The 6,198-nt window shown below is 33.9% G+C and carries 5 protein-coding genes and 1 pseudogene; 4 read left to right on the forward strand and 2 right to left on the reverse strand.

Going from position 1 to position 6,198, the window contains the following annotated elements:
• Positions 1-87 precede the first annotated feature (87 nt).
• Positions 88-1,476: an ATP-binding protein gene (locus ACI313_RS05095; protein ID WP_439755462.1), complete on the reverse strand. Its 1,389-nt coding sequence runs from the start codon at positions 1,474-1,476 to the stop codon at positions 88-90.
• Between the two features lie 754 nt (positions 1,477-2,230).
• Here ACI313_RS05095 and ACI313_RS05100 point away from each other — a divergent pair.
• Both ACI313_RS05100 and ACI313_RS05105 read left to right on the forward strand, forming a co-directional pair.
• On the forward strand, positions 2,231-3,019 hold the full coding sequence (locus tag ACI313_RS05100) for an aminoglycoside N(3)-acetyltransferase (protein WP_320608153.1): 789 nt from the start codon (positions 2,231-2,233) through the stop codon (positions 3,017-3,019).
• Between the two features lie 9 nt (positions 3,020-3,028).
• Positions 3,029-4,126, forward strand: coding sequence for a hypothetical protein (locus ACI313_RS05105; RefSeq protein WP_439755463.1), 1,098 nt, complete (start codon positions 3,029-3,031; stop codon positions 4,124-4,126).
• A gap of 26 nt (positions 4,127-4,152) precedes the next feature.
• On the opposite strand, the gene ACI313_RS05110 is transcribed toward ACI313_RS05105, so the two are convergent.
• A complete protein-coding gene (locus tag ACI313_RS05110; protein ID WP_407066611.1) occupies positions 4,153-4,464 on the reverse strand; it encodes a helix-turn-helix domain-containing protein in 312 nt (103 codons plus the stop codon).
• On the opposite strand from ACI313_RS05110, the gene ACI313_RS05115 reads away from it, so the two are divergent.
• Entirely contained in the window at positions 4,426-5,124 is a 699-nt protein-coding gene (locus ACI313_RS05115) for a hypothetical protein (RefSeq protein ID WP_439755464.1), read from the forward strand. The two genes, ACI313_RS05110 and ACI313_RS05115, sit on opposite strands and share 39 nt — an antisense overlap.
• A gap of 10 nt (positions 5,125-5,134) precedes the next feature.
• A pseudogene (gene galE, locus ACI313_RS05120) lies at positions 5,135-6,136 on the forward strand (UDP-glucose 4-epimerase GalE).
• Positions 6,137-6,198 lie beyond the last annotated feature (62 nt).

Genomic DNA, 6,198 nt, shown 5'->3' on the forward strand with positions numbered 1-6,198 from the left:
GGGATTGCACCTGTGAAAACAGATGGTTTTCAAGCTATTGCAAGGTAAACAAAAACGCCAGCAGCTTCTGCTAACGTTTATGATCAGTTATTCCTCTATTTCCCAATGGCCACTATATCCTCTACCAACATATTTAATACAGTCTAATTCACTAAGCTTTCTTCTCACAGTTCTTAAACTGATGCCTAATTCATTTGCCATATCTTTTGCGCTTATTTTGTTGTTTGCTCTGATCAGGCTGATGATTCTGTTATTAATATCATCTTGGGTGCCATCTTGGGTGCCATCTTGGGTGCCATCTTGGGTGCCACTATTTGATGAATCATAATTTAAGTTAGGCATCTCAACTATGAACTGAGTTCTGTCAGAGTAGAAGACTGGTCTTTTTGCTTCTGTATAATTCTCCTCAAACTGGTAACCTTCGACAATCTTGCTAAGTCCGCTGCCTTGTCTTTCCATAAGACCAAGACGATTGAAGATATCGGCCAATATTGGGTTTCTTCTTTCCGAAGGGACATGCCTGATGTCTAACTCCTGAATTAGTCTTCCGTTGACCATTCCACCTGGAGAATATATCTCCATTCGATCATCGAATATGTCGATATGGACTTCGCTGCCAACTACCGTATAGTCACGATGAATCAGCGCATTGACAAGAGCCTCGGATGCGCTTTGGAAAACATATTCCGGCATTTCGATTCTTGAGAAAGGTGTTTTCCTCCACATCACTCTGGTGTTCCTTTTGATAAAGGATTCGCCATCACGAAGAAGGGAAATCAAGCCTCCTTTGTATTCTGCACTATCCAGTGCATCAATCAAGCCTCCAGCTTTGGTCAAGCCATTCCATCTAGTGCAGAATAATCTATTTTGATAAACAGGGGTTTCATCAGCCAATAGAGCTCCGGCGTTTGTCAGTTTGCCGTTGCTATTGACAATGCCAAATGATTCATACAGTTTATCGTCAAAGCTTTTGCCAGTCCATTGGAAGTATCTTTCCTTCAACTTGGAGAAAGAGTAATCATCAAAGTCATAATCGGTAACAAGCGAATCGAAAGTGGAGTTCTTTCCACGCATTACAAGGCGTTTCAATTCGATGGAAGTAGCCTTGACACTCTCGTTTCCCATTCTTACATAGGCTTCAAGCGAGCCATCGCCAGAATAGTAGTAAGGCGTTTCCTCACCCTTAAAAACATGAAGAAGGATCAGATCCTTGTTATCTTCCTTATGGAATTCAATAGAGAATTCAGGTACTGGATCAAGCCTGGTCTTGATGATTTCGCTGATCTTTTCAGCATCCTTGGCAGCATCTTTAAGCCCGATGATTTCGTCATCATCAGAAATGCCAAAGACAAGAAAACCGCCAAATGAGTTTGCAAAGGCACTGACAGTCTTGCACCAGCTCTTCGGTTTCTTTTCCTCAAGTCTTAATTTCTTGTCATATTCCGTTGTTTCGCCAATCAGGCTTTTGATATCCACTGCTATTCCTTCTTTCTTTATATGGGATTTATGATTGTCTTGGTAAAATGTCTATACTATTATAACATTTCCAGCAAGCTATTATAAGATGCTGCTTCAGCTGTTTTTTAGATTGGACTTCTTGAACAGCATGTGGAATACTGTTATCAGTGAATGCAACATCATGCATATCCTTAAAGATGTTATTTACTCTTCAGGATATGTAACAATGATTTAAAACCATTTCCGTGAAAACATTTTTGAAAACATTTTTTGTAGACGCATGAGAAAAAGCCCTGTTTTGGTGGAATTGCACCTGCAATTAAGTGCTAAAAAGGGAGCTTTTTAGACCATTTAGAAAATAATACAATCGAATTCGAGTAACAGAATAGTATCAAGTGGTTTAAAGGCATCCTTAGTTGGATGCCTTATTTTAGTGATTTTTTCTATTTCCCAAAAATGATAAATTATTGAAATTAGGAAGCAGAAATATGAATTATGGAAGATGTTATGAGAATATCGTTTGTATTGAATTATTACGTAGAGGGTATAAGGGTTATCAATTTGGCAAATTGGTTAATAAATTTTAAATGATTGTGAAAAAAATAATCGAAAATAATAAAGGCGATAATGATGTCATAAATAGTATAATTTAATTAAAATATATTAAATATGTACTAAGCCAATTGGTTTAATTCTATGAATATATGATTAAAATAAGAATAATGGTAATATTAAATTAATCAAAAGAACTTAAAATCAAGGAGTAATAATCATGGAAAGACAAATTGTTTTAAAGAAAGATGTTTTAGATGCTTTAGAAAAAGTAGGAGTATCTAAAGGTCAAACCATTATGGTTCATGCTTCCTTAAGTAGTTTAGGATATGTTTGTGGTGGTGCTCAAATTATCATTGAAGCTCTTTTAGATAGTGTAGGAACGAATGGAACTATTATGATGCCAACACAGTCATGGAAAAACCTTGATCCAGATACAGGAGTGCATTGGACCGAACCAAAAGAATGGTGGCCAATCATACGTGATAACTGGCCTGCTTATGATCCAAATATTACTCCAACCAATACCATGGGAGCTGTTGCAGAGATGTTTCGTAAATGGCCAGGAACACTAAGAAGTAATCATCCGGCTCGTTCCGTTGCCGCAAAAGGAAAATATGCTGAATACTTAACGAGTAATCATGATCTTTTTAATATTTTTGGTGATGGTTCTCCAATTGGAAAATTATATGAATTAGATGGTTATGTTCTATTAATTGGAGTGGGATATGATAAAAACACTTCACTTCATCTAGCGGATGTAAAAGCACAATACCCAGGAAAACATAATACTATAGAACATAGTGCCATTATGGAAAATGGTCAACGTGTATGGAAAGAATACGAAACTCTTTATGTTGATGGTGAAGATTTCAATTTGATTGGAGAAGCATTTGAAAAAGAATGTTCTGTAAATAGAGTTTCTTTGGGAAATGGAAGTATGGCACTTATGAAACAAAGAGAACTCGTTGATTTTGCCGTTAAATGGATAGAAACAAACCGAAAATAGGAGGAAAACATGAGAAAGTCATTATTAGGATATGCCATTGTTGAGATGATGCAACAAGATGAATGGGCCGATGAATACAATCCTGGTCAACGTTTTAATGTGAACCAATATGATTATGATACTTTAGAAGATTATTTATCGGCGCTACAAGAAGAATGGAAATACGAAGTAGATCCTGACAATGAATTTGATGATTACGTTGATGTTTCTGATTACATTGATTTTGATTCTTATGAATTAGCGATTGAAGAATACCAAAATAAAAAAACTTGGAAAGATAAATATGATAGTGAAGATGAATTTGATGTGAATCCTTATGAATTCGATAATGAAAACGATTATGTCTATGCTTTAAAAGAACAATGGAAAGAAACATATGATTTTCTAGATGAATTCAGTCACATTGAACCTTTTATTTATGATTGCGTAGAAGATTATAAAGAAGACATTGAACAGGCTAAAGAACAAAAGTCATGGCAAGAAGAATTTGATCCATATGATGAATATGGAGTAGATCCATTTCTTTATTTTGATAAAAGTGATTATTTAGAAGAATTGAATAAATGGATAAATAAGAAAATTGAATTAGAAGCGGAAGAATACGATGAATTTGAAATTGATGATTTTAATAGAAAAGCTAAAGAAAAAATAGATAACATTTATTATCTTTTAGAACAACTTCAACCAGCGAATAAAAAACTATCTCTAACAGATATCTATATGAATGATCTACAAGATTATTTATTTTATGTAGCCAATTTAGATGGTCATTTAAATGATAAAGAACTATTTTTAATTAACTATTACTTAGAAAGAGATTTTACATTTGAAGATGTTCATCTATTAGAACTATCTCAAGGTTTACCTAGATATCAGTTTTATAAAAGTCCTCCTAAAGTACTTACTATTTTTACTGAATTCATTAATGAAGAAACAGGGAAAAAAGATGGTATTGCGGCTAAAGGTTTAATCGGAAACTTTAGATACATTGGATTATCTTTATTACCTGCTTCAGATTTAAAAGATGATATTTTAATAGATAAAATAGATGCTTACATCAATGTATTGAATGAATATGTAGATGATGTGATTAATGGTGAAAATTAAATAATATAACTGAAATTCGTCTGGATTTATCTAGACGTTTTTTTATTTTTTATCATTGATGGACTTACACCATATTTTTTCTTAAATGCCTTGGAAAAATAATTCGCATCATTAAATCCGCAATTATAAGCAATCTGAGATATCGACAAAGATTGAATTTTTAATTGTTCTTTAGCTTTTTCAAGACGATAATTTAATAAATATTGATGAACTGTTTGATTATATCTTTTCTTGAATGTATTAATAAGTGTCGCTTTCGAACAATAAAAATAATCACAAAGAGATGAGATTGTAATTTCATGACTATAGTTGGAAAACCATGTGGATTGTTGAATCAATGTGCTTGTGCCATTGGTGGCTTAATTTCCATTGATTTTAATAATCCATCAAAACCAATAATCAATCCGATAAACGTTGATTTTGCGAAATATAATCATTCTTTGTGTATTGTGGATACCAAAGGAAATCATGCCGATTTAACAGATGAATATGCTGCTGTACCAGCAGAAATGAAAAAAGTTGCCAACTTCTTTGGAAAAGAATACTTACGTGATGTTAATCCAGATGAATTCTTTAACAATGTTTCCAAGGTAAGAAAAGCATGTCAAGATCGAGCAGTATTAAGAGCCATTCATTTTTTTAATGAAAATGAGCGTGTTTCTAAAATTATTGAAGTGTTGAATCAAGATGACTTTGATGAATTTAAACACTTAATTCAAGAATCAGGAAATTCAAGTTATCGTTTCCTACAAAATGTTTATGCGTCATCGGATCCACAAAACCAAGCTGTTTCCATTGCCTTGGCGATGAGTGAACACATTCTTCAAAATCATGGCGTATGTCGTGTTCATGGTGGTGGTTTTGCCGGAACAATTCAAGCTTTTGTCGAAAATGATTTTGTACAGACGTATAAAGAACAAATTGAAAATGTATTTGGTGAAGGTTCTTGTCATGTATTAAAGGTTAGAAAATACGGTGGATGTAAAGTCATCGATTAAAGAGGTATATGTGAAAGTATTAGTAACAGGTGGAACAGGTTATATTGGAAGTCATATTTGTGTTGAACTTATTCAAGCGGGTCATGATGTTGTTGTGATTGATGACTTTTCAAATTCTAAACCTGATGTATTAGATATTATTAAAGAAATTACAGGAAAAAGTGTTAAGTTTTATTGTCATAATGTTTTAGATGAAGATAAAACGGAACAAGTTTTTAAGGAAAATTAATTAGATGCGATTATTCATTGTGCTGCGTTTAAAGCCGTTGGAGAATCCGTTCAAAAACCAATTGAATATTATACCAATAACTTGATGTCAACTTTAGTAATTGCCAAGTTTATGAAACAATATGGTGTAAACAATATTGTCTTTTCATCGAGTGCAACGGTATATGGAGATCCTGACATTGTACCTTTAACAGAGGATTGTCCTTTAAAAGAAACAACCAATCCTTATGGGGCAACCAAAGCTATGATGGAAAGAATTTTAACGGATGTACAAAAAGCGTGTCCTCAAATGAGTGTCACATTGCTTCGTTATTTTAATCCCATTGGAGCCCATGAAACTGGTTTAATAGGAGAAGATCCGAAAGGAATTCCGAATAACTTGATGCCATATATTATGAAAGTCGCAACCGGTGAACTTAAAGAATTAGGTATTTTTGGCAATGACTATCCAACTAAAGATGGAACTGGTGTAAGAGATTATATCCATGTTGTGGATTTAGCGAAAGGACATGTATTGGCTATTGAAAAATACGCGAAACCAGGTGTACATATTTGTAACTTGGGAACAGGAAAAGGATATTCCGTAATGGAAATCCATGATGCCTTTGAGCGTGTCAACAATATTAAAATCCCATATGTCATTAAAGATAGAAGAGCGGGAGATATCGCAACTTGTTATGCCGATCCGACTCGTGCTAAAGAAGAACTAGGATGGGTTGCTACAAGAACATTGGATGATATGTGTCGTGATTCTTGGAACTTTGCCAAAAAACATATGAAGTAATAATTTTATGTGAGTACCCATCTGATAACCCCTAGGAAATTTCAAGTCCTCTAGCCATGGCA

Source organism: Floccifex sp., assembly GCF_051873495.1.
Lineage (GTDB): Bacteria > Bacillota_I > Bacilli_A > Erysipelotrichales > Erysipelotrichaceae > Floccifex.

What these genes read in the sequence shown, in the direction of transcription:
- ACI313_RS05105 (WP_439755463.1), top strand. Translation starts at nt 3,029, where the DNA reads ATGAGAAAGTCATTATTAGGATATGCCATTGTTGAGATGATGCAACAA.
- ACI313_RS05115 (WP_439755464.1), top strand. Translation starts at nt 4,426, where the DNA reads ATGACTATAGTTGGAAAACCATGTGGATTGTTGAATCAATGTGCTTGT.
- ACI313_RS05100 (WP_320608153.1), top strand. Translation starts at nt 2,231, where the DNA reads ATGGAAAGACAAATTGTTTTAAAGAAAGATGTTTTAGATGCTTTAGAA.